General features: G+C 71.0%; 15 protein-coding genes. 10 read left to right on the top strand and 5 right to left on the bottom strand.

Translation table 11 applies throughout. The features are described from left to right. Window positions 1-51: 51 nt before the first annotated feature. A complete protein-coding gene (locus O1Q96_RS09415; protein WP_269247726.1) occupies window positions 52-1,251 on the bottom strand; it encodes a lipid-transfer protein in 1,200 nt (399 codons plus the stop codon). Then, window positions 1,248-3,530, bottom strand: coding sequence for an acyl-CoA dehydrogenase family protein (locus O1Q96_RS09410; protein ID WP_269247725.1), 2,283 nt, complete (start codon window positions 3,528-3,530; stop codon window positions 1,248-1,250). Before O1Q96_RS09410 ends, O1Q96_RS09415 begins: the two co-directional genes overlap by 4 nt. A gap of 254 nt (window positions 3,531-3,784) precedes the next feature. On the opposite strand from O1Q96_RS09410, the gene O1Q96_RS09405 reads away from it, so the two are divergent. The 9 genes from O1Q96_RS09405 to O1Q96_RS09365 all read left to right on the top strand — a co-directional run bounded on the left by O1Q96_RS09405 (window position 3,785) and on the right by O1Q96_RS09365 (window position 13,267). After that, the gene (locus tag O1Q96_RS09405; protein WP_269247724.1) at window positions 3,785-5,539 is read left to right on the top strand and encodes an MFS transporter; all 1,755 of its coding nucleotides are present in this window, start codon (window positions 3,785-3,787) and stop codon (window positions 5,537-5,539) included. A gap of 180 nt (window positions 5,540-5,719) precedes the next feature. After that, window positions 5,720-6,370: a class I SAM-dependent methyltransferase gene (locus O1Q96_RS09400; protein ID WP_269247723.1), complete on the top strand. Its 651-nt coding sequence runs from the start codon at window positions 5,720-5,722 to the stop codon at window positions 6,368-6,370. A 159-nt stretch (window positions 6,371-6,529) separates the two neighbouring features. After that, a complete protein-coding gene (locus tag O1Q96_RS09395) occupies window positions 6,530-7,531 on the top strand; it encodes an AraC family transcriptional regulator (RefSeq protein ID WP_269247722.1) in 1,002 nt (333 codons plus the stop codon). 120 nt (window positions 7,532-7,651) lie between these two features. After that, on the top strand, window positions 7,652-8,158 hold the full coding sequence (locus tag O1Q96_RS09390; protein WP_269247721.1) for an RICIN domain-containing protein: 507 nt from the start codon (window positions 7,652-7,654) through the stop codon (window positions 8,156-8,158). A 103-nt stretch (window positions 8,159-8,261) separates the two neighbouring features. Beyond that, window positions 8,262-8,810, top strand: coding sequence for an RICIN domain-containing protein (locus O1Q96_RS09385; RefSeq protein WP_269247720.1), 549 nt, complete (start codon window positions 8,262-8,264; stop codon window positions 8,808-8,810). After that, a complete protein-coding gene (locus tag O1Q96_RS09380; RefSeq protein ID WP_269247719.1) occupies window positions 8,798-9,982 on the top strand; it encodes a sialidase family protein in 1,185 nt (394 codons plus the stop codon). The genes O1Q96_RS09385 and O1Q96_RS09380 overlap by 13 nt, the downstream gene beginning before the upstream one ends. A gap of 148 nt (window positions 9,983-10,130) precedes the next feature. Continuing rightward, the gene (locus O1Q96_RS09375) at window positions 10,131-11,108 is read left to right on the top strand and encodes an N-acetylmuramoyl-L-alanine amidase (protein ID WP_269247718.1); all 978 of its coding nucleotides are present in this window, start codon (window positions 10,131-10,133) and stop codon (window positions 11,106-11,108) included. A gap of 158 nt (window positions 11,109-11,266) precedes the next feature. Next, window positions 11,267-12,133 carry a DUF5336 domain-containing protein gene (locus O1Q96_RS09370; RefSeq protein WP_269247717.1) on the top strand — a complete coding sequence of 289 codons (867 nt, stop codon included), beginning with the start codon at window positions 11,267-11,269 and terminating at the stop codon, window positions 12,131-12,133. 126 nt (window positions 12,134-12,259) lie between these two features. Beyond that, window positions 12,260-13,267, top strand: a complete 1,008-nt coding sequence (locus O1Q96_RS09365; protein WP_269247716.1) for an LLM class F420-dependent oxidoreductase — start codon at window positions 12,260-12,262, stop codon at window positions 13,265-13,267. A 112-nt stretch (window positions 13,268-13,379) separates the two neighbouring features. On the opposite strand, the gene O1Q96_RS09360 is transcribed toward O1Q96_RS09365, so the two are convergent. From O1Q96_RS09360 to O1Q96_RS09350, 3 genes are read right to left on the bottom strand one after another with little or no spacing between them, the layout of a single operon-like run. Next, window positions 13,380-14,138, bottom strand: a complete 759-nt coding sequence (locus O1Q96_RS09360) for a hypothetical protein (RefSeq protein ID WP_269247715.1) — start codon at window positions 14,136-14,138, stop codon at window positions 13,380-13,382. Then, window positions 14,125-15,717, bottom strand: coding sequence for a VWA domain-containing protein (locus O1Q96_RS09355; protein ID WP_269247714.1), 1,593 nt, complete (start codon window positions 15,715-15,717; stop codon window positions 14,125-14,127). Before O1Q96_RS09355 ends, O1Q96_RS09360 begins: the two co-directional genes overlap by 14 nt. Then, window positions 15,714-17,018: a hypothetical protein gene (locus O1Q96_RS09350; protein ID WP_269247713.1), complete on the bottom strand. Its 1,305-nt coding sequence runs from the start codon at window positions 17,016-17,018 to the stop codon at window positions 15,714-15,716. Before O1Q96_RS09350 ends, O1Q96_RS09355 begins: the two co-directional genes overlap by 4 nt. A gap of 268 nt (window positions 17,019-17,286) precedes the next feature. Here O1Q96_RS09350 and O1Q96_RS09345 point away from each other — a divergent pair, with 268 nt between their 5' ends. Beyond that, the gene (locus O1Q96_RS09345) at window positions 17,287-17,580 is read left to right on the top strand and encodes a hypothetical protein (protein ID WP_269247712.1); all 294 of its coding nucleotides are present in this window, start codon (window positions 17,287-17,289) and stop codon (window positions 17,578-17,580) included. Window positions 17,581-17,593: the final 13 nt, after the last annotated feature.

Below are 17,593 nucleotides of genomic sequence, written 5' to 3'. Positions count from 1 at the left end.
CAGCCGGGCCCGGGCCGAACCCGGACCGTCCGGGCCCGACCCCTGTCCCGTTCAGGCGCGCCTGAGAAGTGTCACCACCGCCGCGCCCCCGAGCCCGATGTTGTGCGCGAGCCCCACGCGCGCGTGTTCCACCTGCCGGGCCTGCGCCTCGCCCCGCAGCTGCCACACCAGCTCGGCCACCTGCGCGATGCCCGTGGCGCCCAGCGGGTGGCCCTTCGAGATGAGCCCTCCCGAGGGGTTCACGACCCACCGGCCGCCGTACGTCGTGGCGCCGGACTCCACGAGCTTGCCGGACTCCCCCGCCTCGCACATGCCGAGCGCCTCGTAGGTCAGCAGTTCGTTGACGGAGAAGCAGTCGTGCAGTTCCACGACGTCGACGTCCTCGATGCCGAGCCCGGCGCTGTCGTACACCTGCCGGGCGGCGGCCCGTGACATCGGCTGCCCGACGACGTCGATGCACGACCCCGAGGCGAACGACTCCTCGGTGTCCGTGGTCATCGCCTGCGCGACGATCTCCACGGCCCGCTCCCCCAGCCCGTGCCGCTCCACGAACCGCTCCGACACAACAACGGCGGCGGCCGCTCCGTCCGAGGTCGGCGAGCACTGGAGCTTGGTCAGCGGGGAGTGCACGGTGCGTGCGGCGAGGATCTCGTCGACCGAGTAGACATCCTGGAACTGCGCGTACGGGTTGTTCGCCGAGTGCCGGTGGTTCTTGGCTCCCACGGCCGCGAGCTGCGCTTCGGTCGTGCCGTACCTCTCCATGTGCTCACGCGCGGCGTTCCCGAAGATCTGAGCGGTGGGCGGCGTCATCTCGAAGCCGTGCCGGGCAGCCATGACGCCGTAGTGCCGGGCGACCGGTGACGCCTTGAAGTCGCCCCCGTCTCCCCCTCCGGCCCCGCCGCCCAGCGCGCCGCGCGTCATCTTCTCGAACCCCACTGCCAGTACGCAGTCGCTCGCACCGCCCTCGACGAACTGCCGCGCGAGCATCAACGCGGTCGCGCCCGTCGCGCAGTTGTTGTTCACGTTGTAGACGGGCACACCGCTCAGGCCGAGTTCGTAGGCGGCCCGCTGCCCGGCCGTGGAGGCCTGGAAGCAGTGGCCGACGGGCACCTGCTCCACCGCGTCGTAGGAGATCCCGGCGTCCGTGAGGGCGCCCGTGCCCGCCTCCCGGACCATGTCCCAGTACTGCCAGTCCCGGGTCTCCGGCTTCTCGAACCTGGTCATTCCCACACCGACGACGTACGCCTTCATTGGCTCTCCCCAGTTCCTGGTCCCTGGTCGCGCGGCAGGCCGAGGATGCGCTCCGCGACCACGTTCAGCTGTACCTGTGTCGTCCCGCCGGCGATGGTCAGACAGCGGGAGAGCAGGAACCCGTGCACCGCCCGCTCCGCCGCTCCCTCACGCAACGCCCCTTCCGGGCCGAGCAGTTCGAGCGCGAGCTCGGCGACCTGCTGCTGGTGCACGGTCTGTACGAGCTTGCGTACGGAGGCCCCGGCGCCCGGGTCCGCGCCGGAGACCTGCCGCATGGTGGTCCTCAGACCGATGCAGCCCAGCGCGTGCGCCTGCGCGACCAGGGCGCCGACGCGCGCCCGCACACAGTCGTCGAGGCCCGCGGAACGGACGACGATCGATTCGAGACCGGTGCCGAAGGTCAACTGGTCGGCCATGTGGACGCGTTCGTTGCCGAGGGTGTGGCGTGCGACCCGCCAGCCGTCGTCGACCGCACCGACCACGGCGTCGGCGGGGAGCAGCACGTCGTCGAAGTGGACCTCGTTGAACAGCGATTCGCCGGTGATCTCCTTCAGCGGCCGGATCTCCATGCCGTCCGTCGTCCTCATGTCGACGACGAAGTACGTGAGCCCCTTGTGCTTGGGCGCGTCCGGGTTCGTCCGGGCCAGCAGGATGCCGTAGTCGGCCCGCTGCGCCGAACTCGTCCACAGCTTCTGTCCGTTGACGCGCCAGCGGCCGTCCGCGGTCCGTTCCGCGCGGGTACACAGCGAGGCCAGGTCCGACCCTGCTCCGGGTTCGGAGAAGAGCTGGCACCACAGCGTGTCCCCGCACAGGGTCGGCAGCAGGTACCGCCGCTGCTGTTCGGGGCTCCCGTGGGCGATGAGGGACGGTACGACCCAGGTGGCGATCCCCAGTTCGCTGACGCGCACGCCTGCCGACGCCAGCTCCTCCTGGACACAGAGCTGCTGGACGGGTCCGGCGCCGAGGCCGTACGGCCGGGGCAGGTGCGGGGCCGCGTATCCGGTGGGTGCCAGTTCCCGTCGTACGGCGGTCGGTTCGAGTCCGCGTACGCGCTCGATCACCTGCCGGGCCGCTGCCCGGTGGTGCGCCGCCTCGTCCGGAGGAAGCTCGGTACGCAGCTCGCGTCTCGCCCCGCCCTCCGCGGACCGCGCCGCCCGCAGGAAGTGCCCGCCACCGAGCAACTGCCGTGCCACGAGGGCCCGTCGGAGGTAGAGATGCGCGTCGTGCTCCCAGGTGAAGCCGATGCCGCCGAGCACCTGCACGCAGTCCTTGGCGCACGAGAAGGCCGCGTCGAGCCCGAGCCCGGCGGCGAGCGACGACACCAACTCGCGTACGGGCGGCGCCTCCCGGACCGAACGCGCGGCGTCCCAGGCGAGTGCCCTGGCCTGCTCGACGCGCACCAGCATGTCGGCGCACAGATGCTTGATCGCCTGGAACTGCCCTATCGGCCGCCCGAACTGCTCGCGCACCTTCGCGTACGCGGTCGCCGTCTCCAGCGCCCAGGCGGCGGTGCCGCACGCGTCGGCGGCGAACACGACGGCGGCGAGGTTGCTGACGAGACCGGAGTCGATGCCGAGTATCCGGCCGGCGGGGACGTGCAGGGCCGTGGCCACGACTTCGGCGGTCGCCCGTGTCGGGTCGGCGCTCTCGTGGACGCGGACGTCGAGGTGTGCGGCGTCCACGGCCGCCCACAGGGTCCGGCCGTCCGGCGCGGACGCCTCCAGGATCAGCAGGTCCGCGTCACCGCCGGACAGGACGGGAGGAGCCGTTCCGTCGAGTACGTACCCGTCCGCCGCGGCCACGGCGGTCAGCGTCCCGGCCCCGAGGGCGACCGCCCCGATCCGCTCCCCGGCGGCCACCGCCCGCAGCAGCCCGGCCACGTCGGCACCGGCCCCCTCCCGCGCACCGGCACCGGCGCCCGGCTCTGCGCTCTCGCCCTCCTCCGTCCTCCGCGACCCGACCCCGCTCGCGAGCACCGAGGAGGCGAGCGCGTTCGCCACGAACGGTCCCGGCAGCGCCGCCCGGGCGGCCTCCTCCAGGACGACGGCGAGGTCGAGAACCGTCCCGCCCCCACCTCCGTACGCCTCCGGGAGGTGTACGCCGGCGAAGCCCTGCTCGGTGAGCGCGTCCCAGTAGGCGGGGCGTCCGCCCTGGCCACCGGGTGCGTCGAGGAGTTTGCGCACCTCCTCGGGTGGCACCGTCCGCGCGATCCAGCCGCGCACGGACTCGGCGAGTTCCCGCTGTTCCGGCGTGATCCCGATCCCGGTCCCGATTCTCATGCGGCGAAAGACTAGAACACGTTCCAATCTGACGGAAGGTCAGATCCCGTACCGATCCGCGGACCGGAAGCTCCGGCCCGCGACCGGACGCCCTGGTCCACCCAGCCCGATCCATCCGGCCGCACGTAACGGGCCGGCCACACGTAATGGGAAGGTCAAGAATTCGTTAGCGGCTCGAAGCAACGGAATAGTTGCCCGGGCGCACGGGGTTCACCCTGCACCTACCTCGCTCCCGCCCCTGGAGGCTGCACGTAATGACCCGGACAACGACGGACCCGCGCACGCGAAGGCCGAGCGGCAGCGGAATCGTCCCGGTACTGGCCTTCGCGGGCATCGTTGTCGCGGTGATGCAGACCCTGCTCGTGCCGGTCATCAAGGACCTGCCGGAGCTGCTGGACACCTCTCCCGGCAACGCCACCTGGGTCATGACCTCGACCCTGCTCGCGGGCGCGGTGTCCACGCCGATCATGGGCCGTCTCGGTGACCTCTTCGGCAAGCGGCGCATGCTGATCACCAGCCTGGCCGTGATGGTCGTCGGCTCACTCGTCGCCGGATTCACCAGCGACCTGCTCGTGATGATCGTCGGCCGCGCCCTCCAGGGCTTCGCGATGGGCGCCATCCCGCTCGGCATCGGGCTGATGCGCGACGGGCTGCCGCTGGAGAAGCTCGGCTCGGCGATGGCCCTGATGAGCTCCTCGATCGGTGTCGGCGGCGGACTCGCCCTGCCGCTCGCGGCCCTGGTGGCGCAGCACGCCGACTGGCACGCGCTGTTCTTCGGCTCGGCGGGCCTCGGCGTCCTCTCGATCCTGCTCACCCTGATCTTCGTACCGGAGTCCCCGATGCGGGCCGCGGGCACCTTCGACGCCCTGGGCGCCTTCGGGCTGTCCGCCGGTCTGGTCCTCTTCCTCCTGCCGATCACCAAGGGCAGCGACTGGGGCTGGACGTCCGGCACGACCCTCGGCCTGTTCGGCGCCGCGGCGGCCGTCCTCCTCCTGTGGGGCGTGATGGAGCTGCGGGTGAAGGCTCCCCTGGTCGACCTGCGCACCACGGCCCGGCCCGCGGTGCTCTTCACCAACCTCGCCTCGATCATGGTCGGCGTCGCCTTCTACGCCGTCTCCCTCGTGCTGCCCCAGCTGCTCCAGCTGCCCACGTCGACGGGGTACGGTCTCGGCCAGTCCATGGTCGTCGCGGGTCTGTGCGTGGCTCCGCTCGGCCTGACGATGATGTTCACGGCGCCGGTGTACGCCCGTATCTCCGCCAAGTACGGCCCCAAGGTCACCCTGATGATCGGCATGCTGATCATCGCGGTCGGGTACGGCGCAGGGCTCGGCCTGATGAGCGCCGCCTGGCAGACCGTCGTCATCGCGGTCGTCCTGGGCGCGGGCATCGGCCTCGCGTACTCCTCGCTGCCCGCGCTGATCATCGGCGCCGTGCCCCCGTCGGAGACCGGCGCCGCCAACGGCCTCAACACGCTGATGCGCTCCATCGGCACGTCCGTGTCGAGTGCCGTGATCGGCATGGTCCTGGCGAACACCGCGAACCATGTGGGCGGGGTCGCGGTCCCCACGATGCACGGCTTCCGGGTGTCCTTCCTGATCGCCACGGGCGCGGTGCTGCTCGGCCTGGTGTTCGCGGCGTTCCTGCCGGGTCGCCGCACGGCGAACGCGGAGAAGCCGCATCTGGTGGCGTCCAGTGAGGACACTCCCGAGGAGTGGCAGGCTGCCGACGGGGGCACGGACCGGGCCGGGTTCCATGGCCATGTCCTCACCGCCGACGGTGTTCCGGTCGCCCGGGCCAAGGTCACCCTGATCGACCGGCGGGGCCGGCAGGCGGGGGCGACGCTGTCCGCGGAGGACGGCGGGTACGTCCTCACCGTGCCGTCCGAGGGGGCGTACGTCCTCGCCGTGACGGCGGGTGGTCATGCGCCGCTCGCCTCGGGGGCGAGCCATCCCGGGGGTGGCCGGGCGGTCGAGGTGGATCTCGCGCTGCCCAGCGTCGTCCCGGCGTAGTCGCTCCGCGGGGTGGGCGGATTCCGGTGCGGTTCGTCGGGGCTGGGCGCCCCGTTCCCCGCGCCCCTCACGGGGCGCCTCCTGGCGGGGCGCCACCCTGCGGGCGACCCCCTCGTCGGCTCGGTCGGGGCGTGGGGCACCATGGGCGCCAGACCACCCCGTACCAGCTGGAGGAAGCCCATGGCCTCGGTGCCCGCGCCCGAGATCCTCGCCGCGTTCGAGGGGGCCAAGGGGTTCATGCCCGTGGGTGAAGGGCTCGCGTTGTACGGGGCGGCCGTCGAGGCCGGGCGGCTGGGGCTGCCCCTGCTGGAGGTCGGCACGTACTGCGGGCGGTCCACGATCCTGCTCGCCGACGCCGCGCGCGAGGCCGGCGTCACCGCGATCACCGTCGACCACCACCGCGGTAGCGAGGAGCAGCAGCCCGGCTGGGAGTACCACGACCCGGCGACCGTCGACCCGGAACTCGGGCGCATGGACACCCTTCCCGCCTTCCGGCGCACGCTCCACAGGGCCGGTCTGGAGGACCACGTGGTCGCGGTCGTCGGCCGGTCGCCGCAGATCGCCGCGTTCTGGAACTCCCCCCTCGGCCTCGTCTTCATCGACGGCGGCCACACCGACGAGCACGCGACCGGCGACTACGAGGGCTGGGCGCCCCATGTCGCCGAGGGCGGACTGCTCCTCATCCACGACGTGTTCCCGGACCCGGTGGACGAGTTCACCGGGCAGGCGCCGTACCGCGTCTACCTCCGGGCACTGGAGTCGGGCGCCTTCACGGAGGTCTCGGCGACGGATTCGCTGCGGGTGCTGCGGCGGACGGGCGCGGGCGTCTGAGCGCGGGCACGGGTGTCTGAAGGCGGGCGTCCGAGGGCGGGCGCGGCCGGAGTCGGGCCTTCCCCGGGCACCCCCGACTCGCTGTGTGAAGGTTGAAGTACCCTCCGCGAGGGCGGAATTGGACGGCCGTACGCCCGGTGGCCGGAGAGAGCGAGCGGAATGATCGGGACGGTATTCCGAAGCGACGACGTGCCGGTGGAGGACAGGTTCGACTACTGGTGTCAGCTGGTCCACCAGGCCGTCGCGCCGAGCCACATCACCAGTGACTACGCCGCCGACTTCTGGGCGGAACAGCACATGATGGAGCTGGGGCCGGTGATGGTGTGGCCGGTGTCCGTGCTGCCGACGCGGTTCCGGCGGACCGAGAAGCTGGTGCGGCAGTCCGACCCCGACATGTATCACCTGTCGCTGGTGCTGGGCGGTGGGCTGGGGGTCGAACACATCGGGCGGACCGACATGTACGGCCCACGCGACCTGTGGGTGACCGACACGGCGAAGCCGTACGAGGTGCGGCCCCCCGACGGGGCGCGGCGCCCGGTCCGGGGCGTGGGGGTGGACTTCCCCAAGGCGCTGATGCCCGTGTCACCGAACCGGGTCCGGGAGCTGCTGGGCAGGCGGCTGTCGGGTCGGGAGGCGACGGGCGCGCTCCTGACGGCGTTCCTCACGGGCCTGGAGCGGGAGTCCAATTCCCTCCGGCCGTCCGACGCGCCACGGCTGGGCGTGGTGCTGGTCGACCTGCTGTCGGCCTGGTTCGCCCAGGTGCTCGACGCGGAGGACGCCCTGTCGCCGGAGACCCGCCACCAGACCATGGTGGCCCGCATCCGGGCGTTCGTCCGGCAGAACCTGCACGACCCGGACCTGACGCCGCCCGTGATCGCCGCGGCGCACCACATCTCCGTCAGCTATCTGCACCGGCTCTTCAAGGACCACGCGCAGGGCGAGGGCGAGACGGTCGCGGCCTGGGTCCGCACGCAACGCCTCGAGGGTGCCCGCCGCGACCTGGCCGACCCCGCGCTCCGCACCACCCCGATCCATGCCGTCGCCGCCCGCTGGGGCCTTCCCCGCGCCTCCGACTTCACCCGCGCCTTCCGCACCGTGTACGGGCTCACGCCCAAGGAATACCGGCTCCAGGCTCTTTCCTCGCCGGAGCAGGCGGAGTAGACGCAGAGCGCAGGATCTGTGGACTCACCGCTCACGACAGCCCCAGGAGTCTCGCCGCATTCTGACCAGGCACGTCTCGCACACCGTTCCCGACCGGACCGAACCGAGGGGCGCATCACCATGTCCAAGACCACGAAAATCATCGCGCGAGTGTCCGCAGTGGCCACCACAGCCGCCTGCGCACTGGCCTTATCCACAGTGGCCCAAGCCGACGCAGCCGCCTACAAGACTCTCGTCAACCTGAACAGCGGAAATTGCCTGGCCGTTCCCAACGCCAGCACGGCCAACGGCACCGGCCTGATCCAGTGGGACTGCAGCGGCGACGGTGAACAGCAGTGGCAGCTGGAAGCGGTGGAGGGCGGAAACGGCGACCGCTTCCGCGTCCGGAACCTGAACAGCAACAAGTGTCTCGCCATGCCCAACGCCAGCACGGCCAACGGCACCCAGGCCATTCAGTGGACGTGTGGCGGCGGCAGCGAGCAGATCTGGATCCACGACAGCATCAAACGCCTGCGGAACCTGAACAGCGACAAATGCCTGGCCATCCCGAACGCCAGCACGGCCAACGGCACCGAAGCCATTCAGTGGACCTGCTCCACGAGCACGGACCAGCGGTGGCTCTGGTAGTAATCAACTGGGGTGGCCCTCTTTCTGAGGGCCACCCCTCGTTCTCGAACACGCAGAAAGGGATGAGCAGTTGACAAGGAGCAGAGCGTCAGCGAACTCCAGGGTGCGAAGACGAGCCGTCGCCGCGGCGGCCGTCGCCCTGCTGAGCGCGCCTGTGCTGACGGGGTCCTCGCTGACCGGTACCGCGTCGGCGGCGGAGAGCACCGTGGCAGCCGGGACCGCCACGGCGGCCGCGGCGGCCGAAGCCCCCGTGTACGCCCGGCTCTACAACCAGAAGACCGGCCAGTGCCTCGCCGTCCCCAGCGGCAGTACGACCAACGGCGTCGAGATAATCCAGTGGACCTGCAGCACCAGCGAGAGCCAGTACTGGACGCTCGAAGCCGTGCCGAACGGCTACCTGGTGCGCAACCTGGCGAGCGACAAGTGCCTGGCCATCCCCAGCGGCAGTCCCACGCCCGGCGTCACGCCCATCCAGTGGCCGTGCAGCGACGAGGGTGACGAGCAGGTCTGGACGCGCGAAAGTCTCGACCGGCTGAAGAACAAGAAGACCGGTCTCTGCCTGGCCATCCCCAACAGCTCCACGACCGACGGAGTCAAGGCGATTCAGTGGGACTGCTCGGAGGAGAGTGTGGACCAGCAATGGCTCTGGTAACGGAACAGCAGGCCTCGCGTCGGCCGCGGCCGGCACTCCTGGCGACACTCCTCGCCCTTGTCGCCGCCGTCCTCGGGGCCCTCCTCATCGCCCCCGACCGCGCCTCCGCCGAGGGAGTCTCCGGCGAGGTGACGGTCTACCGGAACGCGGTGACCGAGGGAGACGGCACCCGCACCCCCGACATCATCAGCACCAGCGCGAACAACGCGGTCGTCGCCTGGCGGGAGGGCACCACCGCCGCGGTGATCAGCAAGCCCGGCGCGCGCGTCGTCGACCGCGGATACATCCGGTACTCGTACACCACCGACGGCGGCGCGCACTGGAGCCGCCCGCAGACCCTGGCGCAGGAGACCAGCGAGTACGCCTGGCACTACGTCGTCCTGTACCGGACGGGCAACGAGATCTTCGCGTACCTCGGCCGGACCACCGCCACCGAGAGCAACAACGGCCTGCCGATCAACGCCGTCGTCGCCAAGCGCAGCATCGACGAGGGTCACACCTGGCAGGACTTCACCGTCAATATGCCGCTCGACCTGGACACCACCGACAACACCGGCTCCGGCCTGGGGAACCTCGCCCTCGCCGGACGTCCGGTCCAACTGGCCGACGGAACACACGTCATGCCGTACTGGGCGTCGGGCAGGAAGAACGGGGCCCTGTACTCCACGGACCTCGTGAACTGGACGGCAGGCACTCCCGCGGCCAACGCGACGGGCTATCTGGCGGGCGAATCGCAGCTCGTCGTCTCGCAGGACGACCCGAACAAGCTGGTCATGGTCGCCCGCAACACCCTCAACGGCGGAACACAGAAGTACGCGCTGACGGCCACCAGCACCAACGGCGGCCGGTCCTGGACCTCCTTCGCCCTGGACACCAACGTGCCCGGGTACGACTCCAAGGTCTACTTCACCAAGGACAGCACCGGCCGGTACCTGACCATCTACAACACCGCCGACGACAAGCTGGCGCTGAACTACAAGGTCAAGGCCCCCGGCAAGTCCTGGCGAGCGGCCAAGTTCTTCGCCGACGGCGCCGCGGAGACCACCAGCGACGGTGCCGGCTGGGACAGGTACCCGATGGCCGACGAGTACGCGCCCGGCAAGTTCTTCGTCGTCTGGGAGCACGACACCTCGCGCATCAAGGTGAACAAGCTCGACATCTCCGACACGTAGGCCTCCGCAGGACGGCCGTACGCGACACATGCGGGCCGGAGCCCCCGATCAAGGGCGCTCCGGCCCGCACGGCGTGGTCGTCGACGCCGTCAGCAGCGTGGAGCAGGGAAACCTGCGGACGTCGGAGCCTGCCCGTAAGGTGGCACGCGTGTCGTACGTAGGTCCTGACTTCGAACCTCCCCGTCCCCCGCGCCACCCCCTGCGCGGCCCCCTGACCGTGGCCGTCGCCGCGCTCGTGCCGGGCGCGCTGGTGGGCTGGCTGGTGTGGCAGACAGTGGGGGACTCCGGCGGGGACGCAGAGGCGTCAACCTCGTCCGCGTACTCCTCGTCGGGCCGGTCCGCCGCGCCGGGCGCCTCGGACCACGGCAAGGAGCAACCCGGCGACTCCGGCCGGACGAGCGACAGCGAGAGGCCCGGCGGGGCGCCCTCCGCCTCGGCCCCCGCCGACTCCGGCCCGCTCAAGGGCAAGGTCGTCGTCATCGACCCCGGTCACAACCCCGGCAACTTCCAGCACACGTCCGACATCAACCGCAAGGTGAACATCGGGACGAACTGGAAGGAGTGCGACACGACCGGCACGTCGACCAACGGGGGTTACACGGAAGCCAGGTTCACCCTCGACGTCTCCCGCCGCCTTCGCGCGATCCTCGAGAAGGAGGGCGCCACGGTGAAGTTCACCCAGGACGGCGACCGCGCCTGGGGTCCGTGCGTGGACGAGCGGGCCGAGATCGGCAACAAGGCGGGCGCGGACGCCGTCGTGTCGGTCCACGCGGACGGTTCGGCGGCAGGCAACCGCGGCTTCCATGTGATCCTGCCGGGCTCGGTGCGCTCCGGCGCCGCAGACACCCGCCCCATCGTGGACTCGTCACGCGACCTGGGCGAGCGCATCGCCAAGAGCTTCCGGCGCACCACCGGCAGCGCGCCCTCCAACTACATCGGTGGCGGCACCGGTCTCGATGTGCGCAAAGACCTCGGCGGTCTCAATCTGTCAACGGTTCCGAAGGTGTTCCTCGAGTGCGGGAACATGCGCGACAGCAAGGACGCCTCGCAGCTGACCAGCGGCACTTGGCGCCAGAAGGCGGCGCAGGGAATCTCTGATGGAATCGTGAGTTTCCTGCACGGGTAGTGATCAGCGGGTTCATCCGGGCGGACACCTCCGTGGGGCGGGCGATAGTGTCGTCCCTACGATGGGGGGCCACCCCCGCGCTTCCCACCGCAGCCTGACGGCGACACGGTGACAGCGATGCCTCCACCGATGACGAGACGACTGACGAAGGACCTGAAGTGAATATCCGCTCCCTCACTCGAGGCGACGGCGTGGTGATCGGAGCAGCGGTTCTGCTGTTGATCGCGTCGTTCCTCGACATCTACTCACTCGACGGGGCCCCCGACGACTACGAGATCCCGAACGCCTGGGAGAGCGCGCCCGTCCTGATGGGTGTCGTCCTCGCGGGCATCATCGGCGCCGCGCTGATCGTCGTCGCGCGGGGTCTGCCGCAGGTGCCGAAGGTCGCCGGTCTGGACCTCGGCCATTTCGGCATCGCCTTCACGGTGTTCGCCGCCTGGAGTGCGCTCGCGAACATCTTCGACCCGGCCGGCGGCGCGGACAACATCGGCCCCAGCGCGGGGGACGGCGGGGTGGACGCGGGCATCGGCCTGATCCTCGCCCTGATCGGCACCCTGGTCCTCGCCGGCGCCGCGGTCGCCACCAGCCTCGTCCCGGCGCTCAAGGGCCCGCTCATGCCCGCCCCCAAGCCCGCCGCCCCCCAGCCCTACGGCGGTCAGCCGCAGGGTGGTTACGGCTACCCGGGCGCCCAGCAGCCGGGCCAGCCCTACGGTGGTCAGCCGCAGCCCGGAGGGCCGGGCCAGCCGGGTCAGCCGTTCGGCGCCCAGCCCGGTCAGCCCCAGCCTCCGCAGCAGGCGCAGGCCCCGCAGGCGCAGCAGCCCGCCGGGGAGTTCTCCCCGTTCTGGTTCGCGGTGCCGGTGGCGCGTCCGTTGTTCGCGGAGGACGGTTCGCCGACGCCGATCGCCGAACTGGCGCCGGGCACCTGGTACCTGGCCGTCGAGCAGCGCGGTCCGAGCCTGGTGGCCCAGACGCAGGACGGCCGCCGCGGTGTGCTTCAGGACACGTCCGGGATCCAGCGGGGCTGACACGCCACCGCCGGTCCCGACACGGCCCTTCGCCCCAAGAGCTCTTCGGAGCTCTTCCGGGCGGGGGGCCGTTCCCGTAAAGTCGGCCGGACGACCAGGTATCTGACGGATCGTCAGGAGTGGTGTATGCGGCTCGGACTCGCCCTCGGCTACTGGGGCCGCGGCCCCTCCGCGGACCACGTGCCCCTCGCCCAGGAGGCCGAGCGGCTCGGCTACGACTCGGTGTGGACCGCCGAGTCCTGGGGCTCCGACGTCTTCACCCCGCTGACCTGGATCGCCGCGCAGACATCAAGGATCAAGCTGGGTACGGCGATCGCCCAGATGGCGGCCCGCTCCCCCACCACGACCGCGATGCACGCGCTCACCCTCGACCACCTCTCCGGCGGACGCGTGATGCTCGGGCTCGGGCTCTCGGGTCCGCAGGTCGTGGAGGGCTGGTACGGGCGGCCGTTCCCCAAGTCACCGCTCACGGCGACCCGTGAGTACGTCGACGTCGTACGCCAGGTCCTCAGGCGCGAGGCCCCGGTCGAGCTGGACGGGCGCTTCCACTCCCACCCGTACCGGGGAGCGGACGGTACGGGACTGGGCAAGGCCCTCAAGCCGATCACGCATCCGCTCCGGTCCGAACTGCCCGTCCTGCTGGGGGCCGAGGGGCCGAAGAACATCGCGCAGACGACCCGGATCGCCGACGGCTGGCTGCCGCTGTACTGGTCGCCGACGAGGACGGACGTGTACGAGGCCTCCCTCGCCGCGGCTCCCGAGGGCTTCCTCATCGCGCCCATGGCCCGGGCGCAGGTCTGTGACGACGTCTCCGAGGGGCTGCTGCCCGTGAAGGCGATGCTCGGCTTCTACATCGGCGGCATGGGGCATGCGGCCCGCAACTTCCACGCGGACCTGATGGCGCGGATGGGCTTCGAGGAGGAGGCCCGCCGCATCCAGGAGCTGTTCCTCGCGGGCCGCCGCGAGGAGGCCGTGCTCGCCGTGCCGGACGCCTTCGCCGACGAGATCTCCCTGGTCGGCCCGCGTGAACGGATCGCGGAGCGGCTGGAGTTGTGGCGCAAGGGGCCGGTGACCGACCTGCTCCTCCTGTCGCCGGACCGGCTCACGCTGCGGACGCTGGCCGAGCTCAACTGAGACGCTCCGCTGTGCGCCGGCCATCGTCTGCGGGTGCCTTGTGGCTGGGCGCGCAGTTCCCCGCGCCCCTTCGGGACGCGCCTCTTCGAGAGCGGTCCCTCGGGGCTCGGGGTCAGCGGAAGATGGCTATGGCCTCCAGCGTCACCTCGCGGCTGTCCGGTCGCCAGCCGGTCATCTTTCCGAGGCAACGGGCCTGGAACGTCCCGCTGTTGAGGCGCTCGTTGCGCAGACCTCCCGCGGCGCACGTGACACGGACGTGGGCAGGCTCCCCGGGATCGCCGTACGGGGCGCGCAGCACGATCTCCTCCGCGGTCTCCGACTCCACCAGGAAACGGCCGCGGACCGAGACGAACTCCTCGATGTCGCTCAGCGCGACGCCGCCCCGGCCGGCGTCGGGGCCGAGCGCGTCCGCGAGGGCGCGGTTCGGGGTGATGTCCCCGGAGCGCAGGTCCGCGTGGACGATGACGTCGGCCCGTTCGAAGGCGTCCATCAGCATCCCGATCACGGAGATCGGCTCGCTCTTCTGCACGTAGCTGCTGAACTTCTCCTGGGAGACGTCCCGGTTGGCCTTGACCGTCCACGGCAGCAGCCTGCCCACGAGGCCCACACTGGTGTTGACGTTGGTCCGGTGCTCGACGGCCTGTTCCAGAGCCGCGCTGTAGTTGCCGATGCGGTAGAGGTCCATCACCGCCTTCTCGTCCAGGTAGAAGCAGACGCTGTACGCGGACCGCTGCCCGACGGTCCGCCGTCTGCGCTCGCGGACGTGCCGCACCAGCACGACGGCGAGCGTCACCAGACCGGCTGCGGTGACGAGCCACACCGTCATCCACGGCCACCACACACCCCACCACTGCGCGTCAACGACAGCCACGGATCTCCTTGAACGCCTCGGAAAGGGATGAGTCCCGCGCGTCCACCATGCGCCCGCCGGTCTTCGCCGCGGCGCGCCGCAGTGCCCCGGCGTCGGCCTCGCCGAAGTGCACGGGGTAGGTGTGGACCGCGGTCCGGGTTCTGGCGGGCCGGGCCTCGTAGCGGCGTACGAACTCCTCGTACGCGAGGCCCGCGTTGTTCTCGCCGTCCGTCATCAGCACGATGGACAGGGGGCGTCCGGGTTCGGCCGCCACCGCGGAGGAGGCCGTGCGGTAGCCGTGGTCGAGCGCCGTCCAGACGGCGGTCGCGTCGCCGTAACCGCCGCGCGCCACGACGTCGGCGAGTGCCCTGAGATCCGCCTGTCCGGCCTTCTGTCCGCGGACGGTGATGGTCCGCTCCTCCAGGATCCGCTCGCCGAACCGTACGACGGTCAGCCGTTCGCCCTGGTAGAACCGCGCGAACCCGCCCTTCGCCGAGGTGTCCGCGCCGCTGAGGGCGGCGAAGGCCTCCCGCAGCTCCGCCATGCGTTCGCCGCGCATCGACCCGGAGAAGTCGAGCAGGAAGATCACCTGGCTCGCGACGCGGCGGCGGGGGTCGCCGTAGTCGTCGAGCAGGCGTTCCAGGACGCCCGGCCGGTCGGGGAAGTAGAGCGCGTTGCCGACCGGTGTGCGCAGCCCGCCTTCCCGGGCGACCGAGGGGTTCACCGGGCGCCGCAGCGCCGTCCGCATGATCTTCTCCTGTACGGAGTCCCGCCGGAGCCACTCCACGACCTTGTCGTACGCGGGCCGCCGCTCCGGGTCGAGGAGGAGCAGCGGGAAGTCGGCGAGGACGGTGCCGTCCTGCGGGCGCACGATCTCCAGCTTCTCCTTCAGGCGGCCGCCGGCGTTGAGGGCGAGCAGGTCGGACTCGTAGGTGATGAGCGCGTTCGCCGTGCCGGGGTGGGCGACGAAGTCGTCGAGCAGGTCGCGGGTGGAGGCCGCGGTGAGCCGCTGCCCGGAGCGGAAGCCGCGCAGGCGGTCGCAGGAGACGTCGTCCTCGCGCAGGGCGCCGCCGGTGCCGGCCGCCGCGGTGGCGACGCCGACGAGCGCGGCGAGGCCGGTGCCCGTCCGCCGGGGGTCGGCCATGCCGAAGCGCACGGTGCCGGTGGCGGCGGCGTCGGCGAGGTCGGCCCAGCTGAGGCGGGATCCCGGGGAGCCGGCGCGCAGTTCGCGTGCGGCGTCCGGGCGCAGGCCGACGACGACCGGGGAGAGCATGGTCGGGGTGCGCGGCATCCGCCGGGCGGCGTCCCGGTGCCTCAGCCGGAAGGAGCGGTCGGTGGAGAGCCAGGCCAGCTCGTGCCCGCCGCTGTTCCTTCCGGTGGCGGCCAGCGCGTCGCCGGTGTCGGCGTCGGTCTGGTAGTCCATGTCGAGTTCGACACCGGTCTCGGCCCTCAACTCGCCCAGGAGCGGCTCCAGTACGGCGAGGTCGGGGCCCGCGAGGACGCGCAGGGTGGTCCGGTCCTCGTCGCCGCCGGAGCAGGCAGCTGTCCCGGTCGCGGTCAGGAGCAGACAGAGCGTCAGGATGCCCAGGCGGCCCCTCACTTGGCGCTCTTCTGCGGTGGCGGGCAGTCGCCGACGGTCTGGATCATCCGCTCCAGGAGGGGCAGACGCGGGAGGACCGCCTTGGTGTCGTCGGCCGAGGTGACCGGCACCTGGATGCCGCGCTCCGCCAGAAAGGCGGCCAGCTGGTCGCTGGTCGAGCCACTGGTGGCGTCCCGCACGCGGAATCCCAACTCCATCGCCTTGTGCTGGAGTTCGGGGTTGTTCGTGACCAGTTCGCCGAGCCGCTCGCCGTCGCCGGTCAGGGCGACGAGCTGGGGTTCGGTGACGAAGCGGGTCGAGGGGTAGAGCAGGACACGGCCGTTGTCGGGCTTGCCGTGCGTGGCCTCGTACCGGATCTGGTGGGCCAGGAACTGGTGCTCGTAGATCACCGAGATCGGGGCGATGCTCTTGCCGTCGACGGACAGGTAGGTCTCGGCGCGCTCGGAGCCCGGCAGGCCCTGCTCGATGAGCAGGGCCTTGACGGCGCGGGCGTAGACGTCGGCCTCCTTGTCGCTGTTCGGGGCGTCGTTGTGGTGCCACACGAAGGAGACGAGGCCGAGGTAGGTGCCGCCGGAGTTGGAGTCGCAGACGTCGGAGGTCTGGGCGAGGACCTTGTTGCCGTTCTGCACGCCGTGGTTCTCGATCCCGAGGTCCTTCCAGCGCTTTCCCTCCTTGGTCTGCTTCAGGAACTTGTCCATGTGGAGCGTGTAGTACAGCGGGCGGCCGGCACCGCCGGGCTGGGGTTCGGCGATGCCCACGTCGTCCAGGGTCTCGGCGTACTCCCGGTACGTGGCGAGGACGATGGGGCTGACGAAGGGCCGGTAGGTGAGGACGGGACGCCCTGCCTTGGCACGTTCCCGTGTGATCAGGTCGGCGGCGGGCTGCCCCGAGGGGAAGACGACGTCGTACCCCTCGACGTCCTGGGTGGCGATGTCCCGGGAGCCCATGCGGGTGATGTTCACCCGGAAGCCGTGCTCCATCAGGATGCGGCGGACTTCGGGGTCCTCGAAGAAGTCCCGTTTGGAGGCCATCTTCGCGTCGATGGTGACGACCCGGTCCAGCGGCAGCGTCAGATGGCCGGAGGCCAGGAGCAGGACGAGGCCGATGACGGGGACGGGCAGCGCGAGGGCCAGCGTGCGGCGCAGCCGGCTCCGTACGGGTCCGCCGACGGCCAGTCGGGGCTCCCCCGCGGGAGAAGCGGCGGGGCGGACGGGCCCCGGGGACGGCGCGGGCCCGGTGGCTCTCGCGGGACCGACGGTGCTGGCGGGTCTGGCGGGTCTTCGGGCTCTGTTCGCGGACAACGTCTCCCCCTACTGTGGGGCAGGATCGTCGGTGACCGCGCTTACCGCCGAACCGCCTCACGGCGTACGGCAGTTGAAGTCCAGAGTAAGCGCTGTTGAACCATCGTGAGGAGAGCCGCGACACGGTCTTCGGCCGCCTCGCCGCACTCGGACCGGAAGCGAAGTCCGGCCCCCCCGCGCCCTGTTGGCGAGGCCTCCGAGAGGGCCCGGACCGAGGTCGGAACCAGATGTGAGGTTTCATACGGGATTCAAGGGCTACCCGCAAGACATGTCCCCTCGAACTCGCAACGGTTCCAATCAAGCCGGTACGGTCGTCGCGATCGTTGCTGACATCATGGCCGTCATCCTCGGCCTCTGGATCCTGATGTATCTACTGGACGCCAACCAGGGCAACGCCTTCGTCCAGTTCATCCACGACGCGGCCCGCTGGCTCGCGGGCTGGTCGCACGACCTGTTCACGTTCGACGAGCAGTGGGCACGGGTCGTCGCGGGCTACGGCCTCGCAGCCGTCGTCTACCTCTTCATCGGGCACGCGATCGCCAACCGCGTACACCGCCACTGAGCCCCAGCCGACA

The organism is Streptomyces aurantiacus (assembly GCF_027107535.1).
Classification (GTDB): domain Bacteria; phylum Actinomycetota; class Actinomycetes; order Streptomycetales; family Streptomycetaceae; genus Streptomyces.
Note: the sequence above shows the minus strand (reverse complement) of the source record. Positions and strands in the feature narration are given on the sequence as shown.

What these genes read in the sequence shown, in the direction of transcription:
- O1Q96_RS09415 (WP_269247726.1), bottom strand. Translation starts at nt 1,251, where the DNA reads ATGAAGGCGTACGTCGTCGGTGTGGGAATGACCAGGTTCGAGAAGCCG.
- O1Q96_RS09410 (WP_269247725.1), bottom strand. Translation starts at nt 3,530, where the DNA reads ATGAGAATCGGGACCGGGATCGGGATCACGCCGGAACAGCGGGAACTC.
- O1Q96_RS09405 (WP_269247724.1), top strand. Translation starts at nt 3,785, where the DNA reads ATGACCCGGACAACGACGGACCCGCGCACGCGAAGGCCGAGCGGCAGC.
- O1Q96_RS09400 (WP_269247723.1), top strand. Translation starts at nt 5,720, where the DNA reads ATGGCCTCGGTGCCCGCGCCCGAGATCCTCGCCGCGTTCGAGGGGGCC.
- O1Q96_RS09395 (WP_269247722.1), top strand. Translation starts at nt 6,530, where the DNA reads ATGATCGGGACGGTATTCCGAAGCGACGACGTGCCGGTGGAGGACAGG.
- O1Q96_RS09390 (WP_269247721.1), top strand. Translation starts at nt 7,652, where the DNA reads ATGTCCAAGACCACGAAAATCATCGCGCGAGTGTCCGCAGTGGCCACC.
- O1Q96_RS09380 (WP_269247719.1), top strand. Translation starts at nt 8,798, where the DNA reads ATGGCTCTGGTAACGGAACAGCAGGCCTCGCGTCGGCCGCGGCCGGCA.
- O1Q96_RS09365 (WP_269247716.1), top strand. Translation starts at nt 12,260, where the DNA reads ATGCGGCTCGGACTCGCCCTCGGCTACTGGGGCCGCGGCCCCTCCGCG.
- O1Q96_RS09345 (WP_269247712.1), top strand. Translation starts at nt 17,287, where the DNA reads ATGTCCCCTCGAACTCGCAACGGTTCCAATCAAGCCGGTACGGTCGTC.